Origin of the sequence: Dietzia sp. ANT_WB102 (assembly GCF_008369165.1) — a bacterium.
Lineage (GTDB): Bacteria > Actinomycetota > Actinomycetes > Mycobacteriales > Mycobacteriaceae > Dietzia.
The window spans coordinates 2,260,391-2,276,873 of record NZ_VOBA01000001.1; the positions used below are offsets into that span (position 1 = coordinate 2,260,391).

Below are 16,483 nucleotides of genomic sequence, written 5' to 3' on the forward strand. Positions count from 1 at the left end.
GTCCAGCCTGACCCGCTGTCCCCGTGCCGTGGGTCAGGGTCAGGACTCGGTCCGGAATCGGTGGACCGCCTCGAGCAGCGGGTCGGCGATCAGCTCGATCTGCCAGTCGCGGGCCTTCTCGGCGCTCAGGACGTCGTGGAGAAGGGCGGTGTCGTCTCCGGGGCCGCTTGTGGCGGCGCGCCACACCCACAGCCGCAACGTCGACGGTTTGAGCAGGAGTCCCTGCTCCAGACCCAGCTCCTCTGCGAGTCCGCCGATCTGTTCTCGGGCGATCTCTAGCAACTCCGCTGCCTCGGGCTCATTGCGCTTCCACGACGCGTGCGGGGGATGCACTGTGGGCGGCCCCTGCCGGGAGGGCAGGTCTGCTCGCCCTAGCCCGTCGGCCCACTCGAGTGCGGCGAGCCATTCCCCGACCAGGCGTCTGCGGTGTGGACCGTCGAAACCGTCGATCGCCAGCAGTGCCGATCGGCTCGTCGGTCCCACCCTGGCGGCTTCGACGATCGCCGCGTCCCCCAGGAGTCGTTTAGGTGCTATGTCACGCTCGGCGGCGACCCGGTCACGTGCCATCCACAGCTCCCTGGCGCGTGCCAGTTGACGCCCGTCGCGCAGGGTCGACAGCCGGGACAGCCGGCGCCATGGGTCCGGCGCAGCGGGCGCCGGGCCCGCCTCCACCAGGTACCGACACTCCGCATCGAACCAGTCGCGGCGACCGAGATCATCGAGAAGTGGCAGGACCTCGTCCGCCAACTCGTGGAGGAAGAGCACGTCGTAGGCCGCGTAATCTAGCCACGCCGTCGGCAACGGGCGGCGAGACCAGTCGGCTGCGGAGTGGGCCTTAGCCAGACCGATTCCCAGGTGTTCCGAGATCATCGCGCCCAGGTTGACCCGCTCCGTGCCCAGGAAGCGCCCGGCGAGTTCGGTGTCGACCAGCGAGGAAGGCGACACCCCTAACTCGCGCAGCGACGGCAGATCTTGACTCGCCGCGTGGAGAAGCAAGGGTCGGCTCGAGAGTGTGTCGGCGAGGGAACCGACGGTCCGGCCCGCGGTTTCCGGGTCGACCAGCAGTGCGGGGCCGGTGGGGGCGCGGACCTGGAGCAGGAAGGCCCGCTCGGAATACCGGATCCCCGAGGCGCGCTCGACGTCGACGGCGATTGGACCGGGGGAGGACTCGAGTGAGCCGACGGCCGCCTCGATTGCTGGCAGGTCGTCGATGAACTCGTACTCGGCCGGTGGAGGCGGTGGCCCGACCGGGGGCTCGCCGCGGCGGCGCCCGCTCACGACCGCCTGTGCAGAGCGGTGACGCCGACCGGCGGGAGGCCGGCGGCGAGAGCCAGGGTCGTACAAAACGCGGCCGCGTGGCCGGTCAGGTCCGGGTCGAGAGCAGTCCACGACGCACGCAGTTCTAGCTGGTGAGACTGGGGAGGCCCCGCGATGTCCCCGTAGCGAACGGACGCCGTGCTGGTCACGGTCCCACCCAGCGAAGTGTAGGGCCCTGCCTGGTCGCCGAGGGCCTCGGTGAGCCAGCTCCATGCCACCTGGGGCAACAGTGGATCGCCCGCCAACGCGGCCTCCATGTCTGCCTGGATGTAGGCCACCAGCCGCAGGGTGCCGTTCCACGCGTCGTCGCCGGTCGGATCGTGGAGGAGGATGAGCCGGCCGAAGGCGTCACCGTCGGAGAACTCTGCGACGTCGTCACCGGAGGGCGGGATGATCTCGACCCCGAGCGCGTGGCTATAGGGCGCCAGCCGCTGCGGCGGGCGGATCGGGCCGACCGAGATCTCGGGGCGGACCTCGAGTCGTGACAGCGACTCGACCGCCTCCCGGAAGACCTCGGGCTCGCCGTCATTGACCGTTGTGCTCACGGGACGTCACGCTAGCGACCGCCTCCACGTCGGCAGAGGAGGCGCGCCGTCACCTGCCCGGGTGGGCTAACCGGCCCCGGCGGCCGCTTCATGGGACGATGGGGGACGTGTTGAACTCTGATGCGTCCTCGACCTCCCGCTCCGCCGACCCCGCCGGGGGCATCGCCTCCGGCCGCCGTGTCGGGACTGGGCCGTACCTCGACGAAGTGACCGGAGCAGCTGCGCCTCACACGCCGGTGTGGTTTATGCGGCAGGCGGGGCGCTCACTGCCCGAGTACAAGAAGGTGCGCGCCGGGTCGACCATGCTCGAGGCGTGCTTCGATCCGGCGATGACCTGCGAGATCACCTTGCAGCCGGTGCGCCGACACGGCGTGGACGCCGCGATCTTCTTCTCGGACATCGTCATCCCGCTCGCGGCCGCCGGCGTGGACATTGACATCGTCCCCGGTACCGGGCCCGTGGTAGCCGAGCCGATTCGCGACGAAGCAGCTGTCGCGGCGTTGCCGGAGCTCACCCCCGACCGGCTCGAGAAGATCGAACAGGCCGTCCGCATGGTGGTGGCCGAACTCGATCCGCAGGTGGCGCTGATCGGCTTCGCGGGTGCCCCCTTCACCTTGGCCTCGTACCTCATCGAGGGTGGCCCGAGCCGGAACCACGAGCACACCAAATCCCTGATGTACTCGCGGCCCGACGTGTGGAACTCGCTCATGGCGAAACTCGCCGATCTGACGACGGTGTTCCTGCGTGCGCAGATCGACGCCGGGGTGGACGCGGTCCAACTCTTCGACTCGTGGGCCGGTGCACTCAGCCTGCGCGACTATCGCTCGCACGTCCTGCCCCACTCGACGCGGATCTTCGCCGACGAGGTGATCTCGACGGTTCCACGCACGCACTTCGGCGTGGGCACCGGCGAACTACTCGGGGCGATGGCAGAGGCCGGGCCGGAGGTCGTCGGTGTGGACTGGCGCATTCCGCTGGACGACGCCGCCGGACGTGTGCCAGGCAAGGTCCTGCAGGGCAACCTGGATCCGGCCATGCTCTTCGCCGACCGGACTGCCTTGGACTCCGAGGTCCGACGGATCGTCGACGAGGGCGCACGGGCGCGTGAGGTCGGCGCCCGCGGTCACGTGTTCAACCTCGGCCACGGTGTGCTGCCCACTACCGATCCCGGCGCCGTGACCCACGTGGTGGAGCTCGTCCACGAACTCACCGGGAAGTAGCGGTGCGGCCACGCATCGCCGTGGTGGGCGGCGGCCTCAGCGGGTTGACCGCGGCCTACCAACTCTCACGCGACCTCCCGGACGCCCGCATCACCGTCCTCGAGGCCTCGGAGCGACTGGGGGGTGCCCTGCACACCGCCGACTTCCCGTCCGGTCCCATGGAACTCGGCGCCGAGGCGTTCATCGCGCGTCGTCCCGAAGCGAGCGACCTCGTCACCGAACTCGGTCTGACCGGGTCGCTGCGTCACCCCGGCACTCTGGGGCCGGCGATCCTCACCGGCGGCCGGTTGGTCCCCATGCCCGCCGGCACGATGATGGGCTTGCCCTCCGAGGTGACGGCCCTGTCGGGACTGCTCAGCACGGCGGAGCTGGCCCGGGCCGCCCGCGAGACGGACCTCCCGCTGACCTGGGAGCCGGGAGGTGACGTCCCGCTGGGTTCTCTGGTCTCGCAGCGATTCGGTCCGGCCGTCGTGGCGCGGCTCGTCGACCCCATGCTCGGGGGTGTGTACGCCGCACCCAGCAGTGGGCTCGGTCTGCGGCAGGTGGTCCCAGGGCTGGCGCAGGCACTCGACCGCGGGGCACCCAACCTCACGGCCGCTGCCCGGGAACTCGTCGCGCAGCGCCGGCCTGGCCCGGTCTTCGCCACCCTCGACGGTGGCTATCGGCTGCTCGTGGATGCCCTCGCCCGGTCTTCGGGCGCGCTGGTCCGCACACGCGCCACCTGCACCGCACTCCACCGGGTCGGCTCGCGATACTCGTTGGCGGTAACAGGTGATGGCGGGGCGTGGGTCGAGGAGGCGGACCTCGTCGTCGTCGCCGTCCCCGTTCCTCGCGCTGCCCCGCTCCTCACCACTGCCGGGGGACTCGACACCGCGGACCGGGCCTTGTCCGGGATCCGGACGGCCTCCTCGGCCGTGGTCGCGCTGGAAGTTGACCGGGCGCTCGACCTGCCCGACCGCTCCGGGGTCCTGGTGGCCACTGACGAGGATGTTCCGTTCAAGGCGATCACCTTCACCAGCCGTAAGTGGCCCCACCTGGATTCCAGGCCGGGCCACCTGGTGCGGGTGTCATTCGGGAGGCTCGACGACGACGACGTGCTCGCCTCCGACGACGCAGCCCTGACACGGATGGCCGAATCCGCACTGGCGGATCTGTGTGGCTCCGCGCCGTTGGTCCTGCACACCCGAGTGCGCCGCTGGCAAGACGCCCTCGCCGAGATCGGCCCCGGGCACGACACACGGATCGCGGAGGTGCGCGCCGAACTGGCGGCGCGGCTGCCCGGCGTGGAGCTCGTCGGCGGGGCCACCGAGGGCGTGGGGGTGCCAGCTTGCATCGGGTCCGCACGGGCCGCGGCCCGCCGACTGGCCGCGAAGTGGCAGGATTGAGCCATGGCACGCCTTGATTACAAGAAGCTCAACTCGACTCTGCGGTATCTGATGTTCTCCGTTTTCACGGTGACGCCGGGTCAACTCGGGGAGGACCGGGCCGCGGTCGCTGCGGACCTCGAGACGTTCCTCGCCCGCTACGACGGCACGGACGTGGTGGTCCGGGGCCTGTACGACATCTCCGGCCTGCGCGCCGAGGCCGACTTCATGTTCTGGACCCACGCCGAGCACATCGAGGACCTCCAGCAGTTCTACAACGAGTTCCGCCGCACCACCATCCTTGGCCGGGCCAGCACCACCTACTGGTCCAACACCGCACTGCACCGCCCCGCAGAGTTCAACAAGAGCCACATCCCGGCGTTCCTCGCCGAGGAGGAGCCTGGCGCCTACGTCTCCGTCTACCCGTTCGTGCGCTCCTACGAGTGGTACTTGCTGCCCGACGAGGAACGGCGCCAGATCCTCGCCCAGCACGGCCGCGCGGCCCGCGAGTATCCGGACGTGCGAGCCAACACCGTGCCGGCCTTCACACTCGGGGATTACGAATGGATCCTGGCCTTCGAGGCCCCGCAGCTCGACCGCATCGTCGACCTCATGCGCGAGATGCGCGCGACCGAGGCCCGTCGGCACGTGCGCGAGGAGATCCCGTTCTTCACCGGGCCGCGTGTCACCGCCGAACAGTTGGCCGCCGCGTTGCCCTGAGCTTCGATGCATTGCGACGGCGTGCGTCTCAACTGACAGTCAACACACACGAGAGGGCCGACCGGGACGTGTCCCGGGCGGCCCTCTCGTCTTTCTCGCCCTCGGCGAGCTCAGTCCTCGACCGTCTCCAGTGTCATGCTCAGGGAGTTGATGCAGTACCGCAGGTCAGTGGGGGTCCCGTAGCCTTCGCCGGCGAACACATGGCCTAAGTGGCCGTGGCAATTGGCGCAGATCACCTCAGTGCGGGTCATGCCGAGCGAGCTGTCGGTGCGCTCGATGACGGCGTCGTTCGCGAGTGGGGTGAAGAACGAGGGCCAGCCGCAATTGGACGCAAATTTGGCATCGCTGCGGAATAGCTCCGCGCCGCAACCGCGGCAGCGGTACACGCCTTCGGTCATGGTCTCGTTGTACTCGCCGGTGAAGGGCCGCTCGGTCCCGGCCTGCCGTAGTACCTGGTATTCCTCCGGGCTGAGGCGGCGACGCCACTCGGCGTCATCCAACGTGAAGTCCGGCCGGGGGGTGTGGGTATCGGTGGGCTTACTCATGTCCGCAGGCTACGCCGACACGGGAGCCGGTGCGATCCGCTCATGGCGGTGGGGGTCGGTGCGGCGCCACAGCAACACCACGACGATCGTGGCCAGTAGCAGCATCCACCCCAGGGTCGGGTGGGCGAACTCCAATAGTCGTCCGTAGTACGGCCAGCGAGCGGACTCCCAGAAGTCGAGGGTGAAGAAGCCGTACGCCGCGAGCCACGCCGGCCAGTTTCGCACCAGAGACTTGTCCAACACGACGGTAAGCATGAGGGGGATGAGCATCATCGAGTAGTACATCTGCCCGAGTGTCGAGACCAGGAACACCCCGGTGAGCACGACCCCAGAGGTGGTGGCCAACCACAGCACCTCATTGTTGTGGCGGTAGTCCATCAGGAGCCACACTGCGACGAGGGTCGCCACCACGACCAGGATGCGGGCCACCAGGATGAGTGGCTCGGGGACACCGTAGTAGAGGCCCAGCCCAGCGATCGAACTGTTGTAGTAGTCACGGACCTCACCCATGTACACCAGCGTGGTGCCAAGGTAACTGCGCGCGTCGACAGTGAGGGCCCAGCCCGCGGCCATGGCGACCGCGGGAATCGCGGCCGCCGTGACGAAGGGCTGCCACTGCTTGCGAATCAGAGGCAGGACGAGCAAAGGGGCGAGCATCGGTTTGATGGCCAGGGACAGACCGAGGGCCGCGCCTGCCCACCACAGGCGCCGTCGGTGCAGCAAGTAGAGGAACGTCACTTGGCAAAGGAAGATCACGCCGTTGACGTTGGTGAAGACGAGGGTATTGCTGACGGCTTCGGTGCAGAACGCCGCCAACAGGATGGCGGGGGCGGCGAACGACCGGACGTCGAGGTCGAACAGTCGCATGAGCAGCCACAGTGCCGCGATAATCGCTGCAGTGTTGATGAGGATGAACAGCCACCGCGCCAGGGTGTAGTCACCGATCATTCCGAACGGTGACAGCACGAGCGTGCCGCTGGGGGCGTAGAGGTAGTGCGGTTGGACCGTGAGCAGGTTTTCGGTGTACACCGGCTCACCGCCCAGGAAACGCCTGGTGGCGGCATAGACGGTTCCGAAGTCGTTCGTGATGGAACCGTTGACGGCTTTGATCAGGACGCGGTGGATGACGGTCATGATCGCCAGAGGCCACAAGACGTGGGCGAGGACGCGGGTCACGGTCGTCGTACTTCGGGTGGGCAGCGGCACGCCTGGCAGGGTACCGCCTGCGCTCGTCCGGTCGAGCGAGGCGCCCCGGTCAATCAGGACGGGCAGGCCGTGAGTTCCTCGGCCGCGTTGGGATCATCGAGGAAGGCGACGATCGCCGTCCTGGCGCAGTCGGAGTGCAGGACCACCCGTGACCCGGGGGCGCCCCAGGTCACGGACCGCACCTCGGCGGCTCCGGCGGCGGTGAGCGCGCCGGCGGTCGGTTCAAGTGCGGCTGCCCCGGCCCGCGGGTCGGCGATCCCGCCGAGCAGCAGTACCGGGACGTCGGGGGGCAGGGCCACCGGGGATTCGCCGGGCACGGGCCAGGTGGAGCATGCGGACAGTTGAGCAGCCAGGATCTCCCCGAACGGAGGGGTCTGCGCCCATTCGGCCCGAAGCTCCTCCACGCGGTTGACCGGTACCCGTTGAGCCAGGTCCGAGCAGCCGGCCACGTAGGGGAGCGATGTGCCGGCGATATCGGCGGCTCGGTCCCGGACGCTGGTCGGGATCTCACCCGGAGCGGCAGCCACCAGGTCCCCCAGGAGGGCGTCTCCCCGCGAGGGGTCGGCGGCGGACGCGCCGGACAGGTCAGTCAACGCGGAGCGGATCGTGTCGGACAACAGCGCCGCCGGTACCGTCGCGCCGGGATCGCGGGCGCGGTCCAGCGCACGCGTCACGGCCTGCACCTTCTCGTCGGCATCCCCCGGTCCACACTCTGCTCGGGTGCACGACGCGGCCCAGAGCCGCAGCGCGGCGTCGGAGCCGTCGAGTGCGGCGCGGGCGTGTGTCTCCTGGTCCCCGCCGGCGGGGGCGGGGGAGTCGAGCACCAGCAGGGACAGCCGGCCGGGGTGCGTGCTGGCGTACGCCAGTGCGGTCCGGGCACCGGTGCCGATCCCCATCAGGGCCAGTCCGGGAACGTCCCATTGGAGACGGAGCCGTTCGAGGTCCTCGGCGGCGCCAGCGGAGCCGAATTGCAGTTCACGACCCTGGAGCTGGTCCGTGCAGGACTGCGAAGTGTCAGCGAGGTCGCCGCGCAGTTCTGGCGATCCGGGGTCGGTACCCCGGTCCGCCAACTGGTCAAGCGTTCGGCGTGCAGGGAACGAAAGGCACGCACCTGCGGGCCCGGTCCGTCCCCGGTGGTCGACAACGACCAGGGGCCTGGCGTCGACAAGTTCGGGGCCGGAGGAGGCGAGCCGGGCGGCGATGGTCTCCGCTGGTGTTTCGGGTCCAGCGACAACGACGAGGGGCGCCGCATCGGCCGGTGTGACGGTCGAAGTGAGTCGCACGACGGGGGTATCCCCGAGCAGCGAGCACTCGACGGTGGTGGCCTCCGGGATCCCGGGGGCGCGGCCGCCCGCGCAGGACCTCCACGCCAGATCGGAACGCGGCGCGAGCCAGTCCGGGCGATCTGCGGTGTCCGGGATCGCGTTGCCCCCCGCTTCGTACCCTGGACCGTCCCCGGTTGCCAGTCGCGGTCCCGTCGCGGGCAGCGGAGCACACGCGGCCATCGTGACGGTCACGGCCGCAAGCCCCGCACCGAATGCTCGGACACGCCGGATCCGCCGAACTGAAGGGCCCTTCACCCGTCGTTCCTGGAGATCACCCAGCGGGTGTAAAGCCCACCGCGAGGGCATGTGAACGCTGCGGCGACGCGCATCGGAACCCGGGTGATTACGGGGCCCGTTGCCAGCGAGGAATCGTCGCCCCCGACGATGAGTTCGGGCGCCACCGACAAGATGAGTTCGTCGATAGCGCCCTCGCGCAGGAGCGCACCGAGCAGCCGCGGACCGCCCTCGAACGCCACTTCGTTGGCACCGAAATGCGAGGCGATCGACCGGATCGAGGAGCGCAGCGGCCCCGGGTCGAGGACGTGGACCGTGACCCCCTGCTCACGGGCTTCCTCAAGTCGGTCGGCGGGCACCCCGTGTGCGGCGAGCACCTGCAGACCGTTGCCAGTGCGGGCGCAGTGCTCGATCACCGCATCGCTCAGGTTGCGGGAAAGCACCAGGACCACGGGCGGGGGACCGGGCCGCCTGTCCGCCCAGACGGCTGAGGTCCGGGCGGGGCCGTAGTCCTCGGCGAGGACGGTTCCCGAGCCCACCAGGATCAGATCGGCGCGGGCCCGCATCGCGTCGTAGACGAGCTTGTCCGTCGGCGTGCCTAGGCCGCCGCTGTGCCCGTCGACTGTCGTGGTGCCGTCCACGGAGGAGATCATCACTGCCCGGATGCACGGCACGGCCAGGCCCGGCTCGGGGTCTAGCGCCGCCCACAAGGTGTCGAGGGACGCCGGGTCGTCGTCGAGCACGGTGAGTCGTGTCGTGTGCACCTCGGACTCCTTCTGTTCTGCCGCCGGATGCCCCCACGATAGGCTCTGCGCATGGTCTCTCGCCTCGTTGACGTCACCCCGGTGGTCCCCGCCGATCAGCTCGTGGCACAGATGGTTCCGCCGTCGATGTTCGACGACGTCAGTTTCGACTCCTACATTCCGGACCCCGCACAGCCGTCGCAGGCCGCCGCTGTCAAGGCGTGCCGCGAGTTCGCAGAGACAGTGGTGGCCCGCCGTTCGCCCAAGAAAGGGCTTTTCGGCAGGCGCCCCAAGCCGGTCCAGGGGACCGGCATTTATCTCGATGGCGGATTCGGCGTGGGCAAGACCCACCTACTGACGTCGATTTACCACACGTGTCCCGAGCCCAAGGCGTTCGGAACATTCGTCGAGCTGACCCATGTTGTGGGTGCACTCGGCTTCAACCGGGCGGTTGAGGAACTCTCCGGACATTCCGTTCTGTGCATTGACGAGTTCGAGCTCGACGACCCGGGTGACACCATGCTGGTGTCTCGCCTGCTCGCCGAGCTCACCACCGCCGGGGTCAGTGTCGCGGCCACGTCCAACACGTTGCCCGAGCAGCTGGGGGAGGGCAGGTTCGCGGCCAAGGACTTCATGCGGGAGATCCGCAAGATGTCGGGGATCTTCGAGTCGATCCGGGTCGACGGGCCCGACTACCGGCACCGGAATCTCCCGCCCGCGCCGGACCCAATGAGCGACACCGAGCTCGAGGCCGACGCGTCTGCGGTGCCTGGTGCAACACTGGACGATTTCAACGCCCTGTGCCAGCACCTGTCGACACTGCACCCGTCCAAGTACAACCGCCTCGTCGACGGCGTCACCAGGGTCTGCCTTCGCGGGGTCGCGCCGTTGCCGGACCAGTCGATAGCTTTGCGTATGGTCGTCCTCGCGGACCGGCTCTACGACGCGGGAATCCCAGTGCGCAACTCCGGCGACAAACTGGATGAGATCTTCACTGACGAGATGATCGCCGGTGGCTACCGGAAGAAGTACCTGCGCGCGACATCTCGGCTCCTCGCGCTGTCGCGTTTCGAGACCGTCGGGGGTTGATCGGCAGGGCGTCTCTCAGAGCGTCAGCTCGTATACGACGTCGGTGTTGGCGACCCCGCCCACGTCGAAGATCCGGTGACCGCGGACCACGAACCCGTGCTTGACGTAGAACCTGCGAGCCCGGGCATTAGCGACGTTGGTTGCCAACCACATGCTCTGGGCGCCCGAGGCCTTGCTCCGCCGGCACACCTCGGCGAGCATCTCGGACGCGATCCCCGCACCGTGATGGTCGGGAGAGACGTAGAACTTGCTGATCCCCACCGTGGGCTGGTGGACGAGCTGGTCCGCGCAGGTCGCGTCCATCTCGGTGCCGGCGATGAGCAGGACGTACCCCACAATGTCACCACCCGCCTCGCGCGCCATCAGGAGATCGTGCCCCGGCGCGTCCAAGTGAGCCCTGAACGCCTCCGGGCTGAGGTGCTCGGCGATGAATGCACCGATCTCCTCGGTCGCCAGTTCCGGCGGGCACGCCAGCGGGAAAGTCCGGGCCGCCAGCGCCGAGATCGTGTCGAGGTCGGCCCGAGTGGCGTCTACCAGTCGTACGGTCACACCACGAGCCTATAAGGCGCCGTTCAGGCGTGTAGGTGCAGACTCTCGCCCGCACGCACCCCTGAGAACACGCGCCTCTCCGAGTCGTCGCCGCCACCGAGGACGAGGGTGATCTCGAACGTGTCGTACCCTGTGCGCCGTAGGTCCGCGAGAACCCCCGTGGTGTGACGGAAGTCGACGACCCTGCCACGCATGCTGGCGGCATCGGAATGGTCCACCGTCGTCGAATGGTGGAGTCTGGGCGTGACTGACATACCCCGATGATCCTCGAATGACATCACGCCGGGGGTACGCTGCGGTACCGAATGGGCGGCAGTACGCCCTTAAATGACGAAAGCCCCGGCCGGGGCCGGGGCTTTCTCATGGTGCGCGATACTGGGATTGAACCAGTGACCTCTTCCGTGTCAGGGAAGCGCTCTCCCGCTGAGCTAATCGCGCGGGCGTCACCGTCCGGACGAGTCCGGACGTGGAGGTGGAGACGGGAATCGAACCCGTGTTGACGGCTTTGCAGGCCGCTGCCTCACCACTCGGCCACTCCACCGCAAAGGTATCGAGCCTGGTGAGGACGTCCTGGCTCCTCGATCCCTCCGAGCGGATGACGGGATTCGAACCCGCGACCCTCACCTTGGCAAGGTGATGCGCTACCAGCTGCGCCACATCCGCACTGCTCTGCAGTTCGCTCTTGCTCACCGCGTTGCGAGAATGAACACTAGTCGACGACATTCGGCGAACACAAATCCGGGGTCAGAAATGGAGTGTGAGCTGGCGAAACGTCCTATTTGATCCACCGTCGAACACCGGTGCCCGGCGCCGATCTGTGCGGTGTCCGGCTCCACCAGCGCACGAGAAGCGCACCCGGCGGGCCCGTTGACCGGCGAGGTGGGGCCCCGCGGACGCCTCGTTCACGCGCCCCTCAAGGCCGGAATTGGGCAGGCGCGACAGCCTTGCTACAGTGTTCCGGTGCCCGGGCGAAGTGTCCTGGGAACGCGAGGTCCTATAGCTCAGCGGAAGAGCGCTCCGTTCACACCGGAGAGGTCACTGGTTCGAACCCAGTTAGGACCACGATCACGACAAGAACCCCTCCCGGCGACCTCGGGAGGGGTTCTTGCGTTGACGAACCGTCGGGCCCAGGGTGTGAGCCCTTGGGCTCCCCACACCACCTCGACCTCGACGTCCGGAGGACGAGATGACGTCGGACCAGATGTCGACCCGCATCCAGGGCGCATCGCTGCGGCGAGCTCCGGGGTTCCGGAAGGGCCCGGGTAGCATGGACCGGCCCGGTCCGTTGCGCGGACCGGCGTCAACCCGGGTGGCCCACTGTCACCCGACGTCCACTGCCGAGGAGATCGCCCCCCGTGTCCGAGAACCGCATTCCGGAAGCCGATGTCGACGTGACGAGGGCGACCCCCGTGACCACCGTCGTCCCGGCCGGCGAACCGGCGGGCAAGATCCTCGCCGAGCGAGAGCTGCAGTCGCGCAGCGGTCCGGACACGGTTGTCGTGGTGCGGGATCCGGACGGCGCACTGCGGGACCTGTCCTGGGCGCCGGAGACCGACACCGAGGTCGAACTCGTGCGGGCCGACTCCTCGGACGGCCGATCGGTGATCCGACATTCCTGCGCACATGTGCTCGCCCAGGCGGTGCAGGATAAGTTCCCCGAGGCCAAGTTGGGGATCGGGCCGCCGATCGAGAACGGCTTCTATTACGACTTCGAAGTGGCCGAGCCCTTCACACCCGAGGACCTCAAGGACCTCGAGAAGCGGATGAAGAAGATCATCAAGGCCGGCCAGCGTTTCTCACGGCGCGAGTACTCCTCGCTCGACGAGGCCCGCGCCGAGCTGGCTGACGAGCCGTACAAGCTCGAACTGGTCGAGGACAAGGGCCGGGCGGACGCCGGCGACGCCGACGGGGCGATCGCGCTGGAGGATTCCGAGATCATGGAGGTCGGCGCGGGCGCACTAACCGCCTACGACAACCTCAATCCCCGTACGGGTGAGGTCATCTGGTCCGATCTGTGCCGCGGTCCGCACACGCCCACCACCAAGTTCATCCCCGCGTTCACTCTCACCCGCTCGTCCGCGGCCTACTGGCGGGGCGATCAGTCCAACGCAGGACTCCAGCGGATCTACGGCACGGCCTGGGAGACCACCGAGGCCATGGACGCCTACCTCGATCGGTTGGCCGAAGCGGAGAAGCGCGACCACCGCCGGCTCGGGACCGAGCTGGACCTCTTCAGCTTCCCCGACGAGATCGGGTCCGGGTTCCCCGTGTTTCATCCCCGCGGCGGGATCATCCGCAATGAGATGGAGCAGCACTCGCTCAAGCGTCACCTCGCCGCCGGGTACTCGCTCGTCAACACTCCACACGTGACCAAGGGCGACCTGTTCCGCAAGTCGCAGCACCTGAGTTGGTACTCGGAGGGGATGTTCCCCCCGATGATCCTCGATGCGGAGTTCGACGCCGAGGGCAAGGAGACCAAGCCGGGGCAGGACTATTACGTCAAACCCATGAACTGCCCCATGCACAACCTGGTCTTCGACTCCCGAGGTCGCTCGTACCGCGAACTGCCGCTGCGCATGTTCGAGTTCGGCACCGTTTACCGGTACGAGAAGTCCGGTGTAATCCACGGGCTCACACGCGCCCGCGGGTTCACCCAGGACGACGCTCACATCTACTGCACCGAGGACCAGATGGAGGGCGAGATCGCCTCGGTCCTGTCCTTCATCATCTCGCTACTGCGGGACTACGGGCTCGAGGACTTCTACCTCGAGTTGTCCACCAAGGACCCGGAGAAGTATGTCGGCGGTGACGAGATCTGGGAACGCGCCACGAATACGCTACGACGCGTGGCCACCAATTCCGGGCTGGAACTCGTGCCGGACCCGGGCGGGGCGGCCTTTTACGGTCCGAAGATCTCCGTCCAGGCACGAGATGCGATCGGTCGGACCTGGCAGATGTCGACGGTCCAGTTGGACTTCAACCTGCCCGAGCTGTTCGACCTGACCTACAACGCCGCGGACGGCACAAAGAAGCGACCCGTGATGATCCACCGGGCACTCTTCGGGTCGATCGAGCGGTTCTTCGCGGTCCTGCTCGAGCACTACGCCGGATTGTTCCCGGCATGGCTGGCACCCGTGCAGGTGGTGGGAATCCCTGTGGCGGAGTCACATGAGAAGCACCTTGAGGACGTGATCGACGAGCTGCGAGGGCGGGGCATCCGCGCCGAGCTCGACACCTCCGACGAACGTATGCAGAAGAAGATCCGCAACCACACCACAGGCAAGGTCCCGTTCATGCTCCTGGCCGGCGATCGGGACGTCGAGGCGGGCGCGGTGAGCTTCCGGTTCCCGGACGGCACCCAACTGAACGGGGTCTCCCGGAACGCGGCGATGGACAAGATCTCCTACTGGATCAACTCACGACGCAACGATGTACCGACCGCGGAGCGCGTGTGACGGCCGGAGATCCGCCCGCGACAGAGGTCTACCGCCAGTTCGGTGTCGGGGAGGACCGCCTTCAGCTGTTGTGGGCCCCCTACCGGATGTCGTACATCGCCGAGCCACGCCCCGAGCCGGCCGAGGGGATGACCGGGGAGCCGTTCCTCGACATCCCGAAGATGAGCGACGAGGACGGGCTGATGGTCGCCCGCGGTGACCATGTCTACGTGGTGTTGAACCTGTACCCGTACAACCCGGGTCACTCAATGGTGGTGCCGTACCGCAAAGTGGCGGACCTGGAGGATCTCAACGACGACGAGTCCCGCGAACTCATGTCCTACACGCAGCACCTGATCCGGGTCATCAAGGCAGTCTCGAACCCGGATTCGTTCAACGTGGGGCTCAACCTGGGGGGTGCGGCCGGCGGGTCCTTGTCCGAGCATCTGCACCAACACGTCGTGCCGCGCTGGATCGGCGACGCGAACTTCATTACCGTGACCAGCGGAACGAAGGTGCTTCCGCAGCTCCTCCGCCAGACGCGGCAGTTGCTCGCCGAGGCGTGGTCCAGTACTGCGTCCGGATCCACCACGGTGTCCGGACCGGACCACACCTCGAGGTAAACAGGGAGACGAATGCTCAGCGAGTACGGAAGGTCGGGAGTCACCAGGGTGGCCCACCCCTTCGCGGCGTTCCTGGTCCGCACAGGTGTCACCGCCAACGGGATCACCCTCACCGGCCTACTTCTCACCTGCCTGGCCGCGATCACACTGTTCGGGCCCGGTCATCTCGTGGCCGGTGCGATCGTCATCGCGCTGTGCACCCTCTTCGACCTGGTAGACGGTGCGGTCGCCCGCGCGAGCGGCGGCGGCTCACCCTACGGAGCCCTTGTCGACGCTGTCTCGGACCGTGTCGCGGACGGTGTGATCCTGGCGTCCCTGGTGTGGTGGCTGGTTCACGACGAGCCTGACAAGCAGTACGCGCTCGTGATGGTCTTGGCGTGCCTGGTTCTCTCCCAGGTGGTGTCGTATTCCAAGGCCCGTGCCGACGCGGGGGGGCTCCGCACGCCGGGCGGTCTCATGGAGCGGGCTGATCGTCTCGTACTCATTTTGCTCGGCGCTGGCCTCGAGGGGCTGGGGGTGCCGTGGGCGCTCGAGGTGGGCCTCACCGCCGTCGCACTGGGCAGCCTTATCACCATCATCCAGCGGGTGTGGGGCGGGCGCACCGACTACTTCGAACGGGTGGCGCGAGCCGACGCCCCCACGGTGGGAGACCGATGAGCACGCTGGGCGAGCGCCTGTCCGACCTCGGCTACGCGGCCGGATGGGCCGCGGTGCGCGCCCTGCCCGAGCCGGTCGCCCGGGCGACTTTCCGCGCAGGCGCAGATTTCGCCGCGCGCAGGCAGGGGCCGGACTCGCAGTTGCGTAGAAACCTCGCCCGCGTGCTGGGAGTCGCCCCGGCCGAGGTCCCCGACCAGCTGATCCGGGACTCCCTCAGGTCCTATGCACGCTACTGGCGGGAAGCCTTCCGCCTGCCCTCGATGGACCGGGAGGCCGTGGCGCGGGAGATGGATCGGACGATAGCAGGGGTCGAGCATCTCGACGCCGCCCTCGCGCAGGGGCGCGGCGTCGTCGTGGCACTGCCGCACTCGGCCAACTGGGACCTGGGCGGGACCTGGCTGGCGCACCGCTACGGCGGGTTCGCCACCGTCGCCGAGAGGCTGAAACCGGAGTCGCTGTACCAGCGCTTCCTGGAATTCCGCGAAGGCCTGGGTTTCACGATCTATCCGCACACGGGCGGCTCCACCCCGCCGCTGGATGCGCTGCGCGAGTTTCTCGCCGGGGGCGGGATCGTCTGCCTGCCGGGGGAGCGGGACCTGCGCAGCACCGGGGTGCCCGTGACGTTCTTCGGCGAGCGGACGCGCATGCCAGCTGGAGCTGCGCGGCTCGCGGTGGAGACCGGCGCGCCCCTGCTGGTCGCGCAGTTCTGGTACTCCGACGAGGAGACGATGCGGGTGCGGATAACCCCGCCCATCGATGTCTCCGGAGGGGTCGAATCGGCCGTGCAGTCGATGGCGGACCTCTTCGCGGAGGGGATCGCCCGGCACCCCGCTGATTGGCACATGCTCCAGCCCTTGTGGCTGGACGACCTGCCGGCCGACCGGCGCGCGCGGATCGAGGGCTGATCTCGCC

Annotated in this window: 16 protein-coding genes and 4 tRNA genes; 9 read left to right on the forward strand and 11 right to left on the reverse strand. The window is 68.2% G+C overall.

All coding sequences use genetic code 11. The features are described from left to right. Positions 1-39: 39 nt before the first annotated feature. Together FQ137_RS10395 and FQ137_RS10400 are read right to left on the reverse strand one after the other, a co-directional pair. Positions 40-1,278 (reverse strand): HRDC domain-containing protein, encoded by a 1,239-nt coding sequence (locus FQ137_RS10395; protein WP_149292313.1) that lies wholly within the window; start codon positions 1,276-1,278, stop codon positions 40-42. After that, on the reverse strand, positions 1,275-1,862 hold the full coding sequence (locus tag FQ137_RS10400) for a DUF3000 domain-containing protein (RefSeq protein WP_149292314.1): 588 nt from the start codon (positions 1,860-1,862) through the stop codon (positions 1,275-1,277). The genes FQ137_RS10395 and FQ137_RS10400 overlap by 4 nt, the downstream gene beginning before the upstream one ends. A 98-nt stretch (positions 1,863-1,960) precedes the next feature. On the opposite strand from FQ137_RS10400, the gene hemE reads away from it, so the two are divergent. The 3 genes from hemE to hemQ are packed head-to-tail and all read left to right on the forward strand — an operon-like array spanning position 1,961 to position 5,166. Next, entirely contained in the window at positions 1,961-3,082 is a 1,122-nt protein-coding gene (gene hemE / locus FQ137_RS10405; RefSeq protein WP_149292315.1) for a uroporphyrinogen decarboxylase, read from the forward strand. 2 nt (positions 3,083-3,084) lie between these two features. Further along, positions 3,085-4,467 carry a protoporphyrinogen oxidase gene (gene hemG, locus FQ137_RS10410; RefSeq protein WP_149292316.1) on the forward strand — a complete coding sequence of 461 codons (1,383 nt, stop codon included), beginning with the start codon at positions 3,085-3,087 and terminating at the stop codon, positions 4,465-4,467. A 3-nt stretch (positions 4,468-4,470) separates the two neighbouring features. Further along, positions 4,471-5,166, forward strand: coding sequence for a hydrogen peroxide-dependent heme synthase (gene hemQ / locus FQ137_RS10415; RefSeq protein ID WP_149292317.1), 696 nt, complete (start codon positions 4,471-4,473; stop codon positions 5,164-5,166). Between the two features lie 110 nt (positions 5,167-5,276). Here the strand turns inward: hemQ and msrB are convergent, their stop codons facing one another. The 4 genes from msrB to FQ137_RS10435 are packed head-to-tail and all read right to left on the reverse strand — an operon-like array spanning position 5,277 to position 9,240. Next, a complete protein-coding gene (msrB, locus tag FQ137_RS10420; RefSeq protein WP_149292318.1) occupies positions 5,277-5,711 on the reverse strand; it encodes a peptide-methionine (R)-S-oxide reductase MsrB in 435 nt (144 codons plus the stop codon). A gap of 9 nt (positions 5,712-5,720) precedes the next feature. Then, positions 5,721-6,917: a glycosyltransferase family 87 protein gene (locus tag FQ137_RS10425; protein WP_255583964.1), complete on the reverse strand. Its 1,197-nt coding sequence runs from the start codon at positions 6,915-6,917 to the stop codon at positions 5,721-5,723. Between the two features lie 53 nt (positions 6,918-6,970). Then, positions 6,971-8,434, reverse strand: a complete 1,464-nt coding sequence (locus FQ137_RS10430; RefSeq protein ID WP_255583965.1) for an alpha/beta hydrolase — start codon at positions 8,432-8,434, stop codon at positions 6,971-6,973. Positions 8,435-8,493: 59 nt separating this feature from the next. After that, positions 8,494-9,240, reverse strand: a complete 747-nt coding sequence (locus FQ137_RS10435) for a dihydrofolate reductase family protein (RefSeq protein WP_149292320.1) — start codon at positions 9,238-9,240, stop codon at positions 8,494-8,496. Between the two features lie 51 nt (positions 9,241-9,291). Here FQ137_RS10435 and zapE point away from each other — a divergent pair, with 51 nt between their 5' ends. After that, positions 9,292-10,308 (forward strand): cell division protein ZapE, encoded by a 1,017-nt coding sequence (zapE, locus tag FQ137_RS10440; protein WP_149292321.1) that lies wholly within the window; start codon positions 9,292-9,294, stop codon positions 10,306-10,308. Positions 10,309-10,323: 15 nt separating this feature from the next. Here the strand turns inward: zapE and FQ137_RS10445 are convergent, their stop codons facing one another. The 5 genes from FQ137_RS10445 to FQ137_RS10465 all read right to left on the reverse strand — a co-directional run bounded on the left by FQ137_RS10445 (position 10,324) and on the right by FQ137_RS10465 (position 11,520). Then, entirely contained in the window at positions 10,324-10,857 is a 534-nt protein-coding gene (locus tag FQ137_RS10445; protein WP_149292322.1) for a GNAT family N-acetyltransferase, read from the reverse strand. Between the two features lie 23 nt (positions 10,858-10,880). After that, positions 10,881-11,111: a hypothetical protein gene (locus FQ137_RS10450; protein WP_149292323.1), complete on the reverse strand. Its 231-nt coding sequence runs from the start codon at positions 11,109-11,111 to the stop codon at positions 10,881-10,883. A 109-nt stretch (positions 11,112-11,220) separates the two neighbouring features. After that, positions 11,221-11,295: transfer RNA gene (locus FQ137_RS10455), tRNA-Val, on the reverse strand. A gap of 29 nt (positions 11,296-11,324) precedes the next feature. Continuing rightward, positions 11,325-11,398: transfer RNA gene (locus tag FQ137_RS10460), tRNA-Cys, on the reverse strand. A gap of 49 nt (positions 11,399-11,447) precedes the next feature. Then, a tRNA-Gly gene (locus FQ137_RS10465) sits at positions 11,448-11,520 on the reverse strand. Positions 11,521-11,847: 327 nt separating this feature from the next. On the opposite strand from FQ137_RS10465, the gene FQ137_RS10470 reads away from it, so the two are divergent. The 5 genes from FQ137_RS10470 to FQ137_RS10490 all read left to right on the forward strand — a co-directional run bounded on the left by FQ137_RS10470 (position 11,848) and on the right by FQ137_RS10490 (position 16,476). Then, positions 11,848-11,919, forward strand: a tRNA-Val gene (locus FQ137_RS10470). A 293-nt stretch (positions 11,920-12,212) separates the two neighbouring features. Further along, positions 12,213-14,312 carry a threonine--tRNA ligase gene (thrS, locus tag FQ137_RS10475; protein WP_370452356.1) on the forward strand — a complete coding sequence of 700 codons (2,100 nt, stop codon included), beginning with the start codon at positions 12,213-12,215 and terminating at the stop codon, positions 14,310-14,312. An 86-nt stretch (positions 14,313-14,398) separates the two neighbouring features. Continuing rightward, positions 14,399-14,914, forward strand: coding sequence for an HIT domain-containing protein (locus tag FQ137_RS10480; protein ID WP_255584150.1), 516 nt, complete (start codon positions 14,399-14,401; stop codon positions 14,912-14,914). 12 nt (positions 14,915-14,926) lie between these two features. Continuing rightward, entirely contained in the window at positions 14,927-15,571 is a 645-nt protein-coding gene (pgsA, locus tag FQ137_RS10485; RefSeq protein WP_149292325.1) for a phosphatidylinositol phosphate synthase, read from the forward strand. After that, on the forward strand, positions 15,568-16,476 hold the full coding sequence (locus FQ137_RS10490) for a phosphatidylinositol mannoside acyltransferase (protein WP_149292326.1): 909 nt from the start codon (positions 15,568-15,570) through the stop codon (positions 16,474-16,476). The genes pgsA and FQ137_RS10490 overlap by 4 nt, the downstream gene beginning before the upstream one ends. Positions 16,477-16,483: the final 7 nt, after the last annotated feature.

Excerpts from the sequence above, each read along its gene's own strand:
- FQ137_RS10450 (WP_149292323.1), bottom strand. The coding sequence starts at position 11,111 with ATGTCAGTCACGCCCAGACTCCACCATTCGACGACGGTGGACCATTCC.
- FQ137_RS10490 (WP_149292326.1), top strand. The coding sequence starts at position 15,568 with ATGAGCACGCTGGGCGAGCGCCTGTCCGACCTCGGCTACGCGGCCGGA.
- msrB (WP_149292318.1), bottom strand. The coding sequence starts at position 5,711 with ATGAGTAAGCCCACCGATACCCACACCCCCCGGCCGGACTTCACGTTG.
- hemQ (WP_149292317.1), top strand. The coding sequence starts at position 4,471 with ATGGCACGCCTTGATTACAAGAAGCTCAACTCGACTCTGCGGTATCTG.
- pgsA (WP_149292325.1), top strand. The coding sequence starts at position 14,927 with ATGCTCAGCGAGTACGGAAGGTCGGGAGTCACCAGGGTGGCCCACCCC.
- zapE (WP_149292321.1), top strand. The coding sequence starts at position 9,292 with ATGGTCTCTCGCCTCGTTGACGTCACCCCGGTGGTCCCCGCCGATCAG.
- hemE (WP_149292315.1), top strand. The coding sequence starts at position 1,961 with ATGGGGGACGTGTTGAACTCTGATGCGTCCTCGACCTCCCGCTCCGCC.
- FQ137_RS10480 (WP_255584150.1), top strand. The coding sequence starts at position 14,399 with ATGTCGTACATCGCCGAGCCACGCCCCGAGCCGGCCGAGGGGATGACC.